The organism is Pseudomonadota bacterium (assembly GCA_034660915.1).
In the GTDB taxonomy this organism is placed as follows: Bacteria; Desulfobacterota; Anaeroferrophillalia; order Anaeroferrophillales; family Anaeroferrophillaceae; genus DQWO01.
Genome location: JAYEKE010000209.1, coordinates 1 through 2,733, shown reverse-complemented (window position 1 = coordinate 2,733; position 2,733 = coordinate 1). Strand labels below are relative to the sequence as shown.

General features: G+C 47.7%; 3 protein-coding genes. All 3 read right to left on the bottom strand.

What is annotated here, in order from left to right; translation table 11 throughout:
• A partial coding sequence (locus U9P07_11640) for a hypothetical protein (GenBank protein MEA2110059.1) occupies positions 1–284 on the bottom strand: 284 nt, incomplete at its 3' end.
• Between the two features lie 240 nt (positions 285–524).
• Positions 525–1,952 (bottom strand): DUF3987 domain-containing protein, encoded by a 1,428-nt coding sequence (locus U9P07_11635; GenBank protein MEA2110058.1) that lies wholly within the window; start codon positions 1,950–1,952, stop codon positions 525–527.
• Positions 1,949–2,733: hypothetical protein (locus tag U9P07_11630; protein ID MEA2110057.1), on the bottom strand; the 785-nt coding region annotated here is incomplete at its 5' end. The genes U9P07_11635 and U9P07_11630, both read right to left, overlap by 4 nt.

Sequence of the window (2,733 nt, the reverse complement as noted above, 5' to 3'; positions counted from 1 at the left end):
TCGCCAATGGGTGCCGTCTTCAAATGTTCAAGTAGCCGGTAAAAGACTTCTTGCCCTGCTGCCAGATTATTATTTAAAAAATGCCCATCAAGTTTGTTCTCAAGGCTGATCCGCTTCGTCCACCATTCAGGCCGGTTAAGTTTCAACCACTCCCATTCACTTGGGGACTTTTGCCGGTACAAGCCGGACAGGATATTACTGATATTGATTGCTGATTCTTCCATGGTCGGTGGTTCCGGTGGGTCCTCGGTGACCGCTGTAATAAAATCCATCATTGTTTTCATGTCGGGATTCCTCCGTGTGTATTTTTTTATGTAGGGGACAGCGGGACAGGGGACAAATTACCTTTAACCCCTTATTTTATGCGGTTCTACGTGTCCCAAATAAGGTGGGGACAGTTGGGGACAGTGGGGACAGATTGTCCCGAGTGTCCCGGTTTGTCCCCGTGCTTTTGGGGACAGCTAAACCCTTGTAAAACCTAGCTTTAAGCATGATTTGTCCCCTGTCCCGTGTCTTTATAGAACTCACAAACACACAATATCATTGTCATCGTCGTCGTCGTCAAACTGCACCATGTTTTGCGCTTCCAAATATTTTAACACTTCCACGGTGGTATTCTTTTTCAAATGAAGATATCTATAAACTTGTCGCAGTGATTGTCTGCCGTCATGCTGGCGCAAATATTTCAAAATGCGTTCACTGATATTGATTCGCCGGGCCTGTTCTTCGCCATGCCTTAAATAATCCATTAACCGATGGTGATGACGTTCATGGTAATAATTCACTAAGCCACAAGCTTGTTGCATCGTTTTTTTACTGATTTGTTCTTTTTCTCGGGTTTCATTTCCTGCCAGGTGCAGCAATAAACTAAAAGCTTTTGCCTGTCGGATCAGCCGGATGATTGTACCGCCGTCAGGTCCGCCGCTGTTGACGGTCTCGACAAAGTTTTCACTGATAGTTTTTCGGTATTCTCGCAAATACGTTTCTGCGTCTGATGATAACTCAAAACGTCCGCCGTGTGTTTGTGCCGCTGCCCCGATTGCTACACCCCATCTTTTAAACGTCTCCATTTCGGCTATGGTCAAATAATCTCTGTCAGGTAAGGAACGTGCTTCAGTTACATAGCTGATGATATAGCGCGCAAGGTGGCCACCTCTTAATAAGGACAAAGCCGTTTCCTTTTGTAAATCTTCTGGGGTTGTGGTGGCCAATATGCTTAAGGATAGGTTTTTCAAAAGTGCCGGAGGATCGTCCCCTTTGGTAATGCGGGCTTTTGTGCTTCCCCGGTCGGCTATTTGGGTGAGCATGTCTACAAACCCTCGGGTGTGGTCTGATCTATCAGCCCGTTTAAGAAGGGCGCCAAACTCATCCAGGATTGTAAGCGGACTGCTGCCATGTTCAAACGCTCGCGCTAATCCCTCACTTGTTGCCGATTCCACCAGATATGTTTTGTGTGATAATTGTATGTCTGCAAGCTTACTTTCCAAATTAACCCGGCGGGGCTGTTCTTCCTTTGAGCGGCCAAAACTTTTCAATTCGGTTTCAAATTCCTGTTTCCGGGTTTTTTGAATCTCGTTTTCATCTGCAATTTCATTTTCAAGATCATACAATAATGGGGGAACAAACCGGGTGACAATGACAGTTTTACCCACTCCCGAAGGTCCGATAATTAAAAAATAAGGCCTCACCGTTTCCCCCGTCTTATCGGCACTTGATAAACAAATTCTTGCCCCACCGGCTAAAGGGACGATGAAGGATAAAAGCCCTAAAATCAGGTTGTCCGGATGCGCTTGAGTAGTCTGCAAGCCAATATCAACTAATTCCTCCATGCAGTCCGGGACAAACGATATAGCATTGTCCGGCAGCTTGTCCCTGTTGCGGACTTGTTCAGGCAGTGGGCTCATCTCCGCCCATTTCGTCTGCATACTAATTCCTGCTATTGCTTCATTCATCCTGATACCCTCCGTCCTCCTGGTGCTAAAAAAATCAACCTTTGCATTTTGCCGGTGTCCCGTAAATGTCCCGGCAAACGTGACAGCCGGGCTTCATTCCTGCACGCCCCATCAACGCCCAGGGGTTCCAATATCTGCCGGAAAAGATGGTTTTCCACTTGAGCTGTCCATTGGTCGGCAGTCTGAATATTATCAATCCTCACCCAAGCATGAAGGCTTTTATTCCCGCTGTCGATCAGGGCCACTACCGGCAGCCAGACAGTCCCCCAGAAAGCAAGCTGATCTTCTCGATTCAGGTCGTCAAATTCAACGACAGCAAAACGAAACGATTTTACGCAGCTGTCAGCTCTGAAAGACGGCTTTCCATCCTGTGTAAGTCCCTCCAGGCCGCTCAGGGGGTTTGGAATGATGTGCGGGAAGGTCTTACCGCCTTTAGAAAAATACTGCTGCCAGTCGGCGGTTGTACGGATGGTTTTGCTGATCATGCCTGGTGAATAACGCTCGCCGATAAATAACATGTCGTCTGGTTGGTAGAGATAGCGGAGCAGGTGAAGCGGGTCTTCTTCAGGCGCCCAATCAATTTTGACGGGTGAAGCGCTCCAAATATCGGCTTCAGTAATACCGGCTCCCGCGTCAATAATCCGCTGCCGGGCCTTTACCCCGTCAAAAGACGGTTTTGGTTCTGCCCGTTTTTTGCTCTTGAAATCGTAATTGATGATCTGCCCCTTATCAACCATGGCCTTTTCAATCGCCTGCCGGATTTCCCGATCTGAAACCCGCC

Bases quoted from the DNA above. Each gene is read 5' to 3' on its own strand.
- U9P07_11635 (MEA2110058.1), bottom strand. From the start codon at position 1,952: ATGAATGAAGCAATAGCAGGAATTAGTATGCAGACGAAATGGGCGGAG.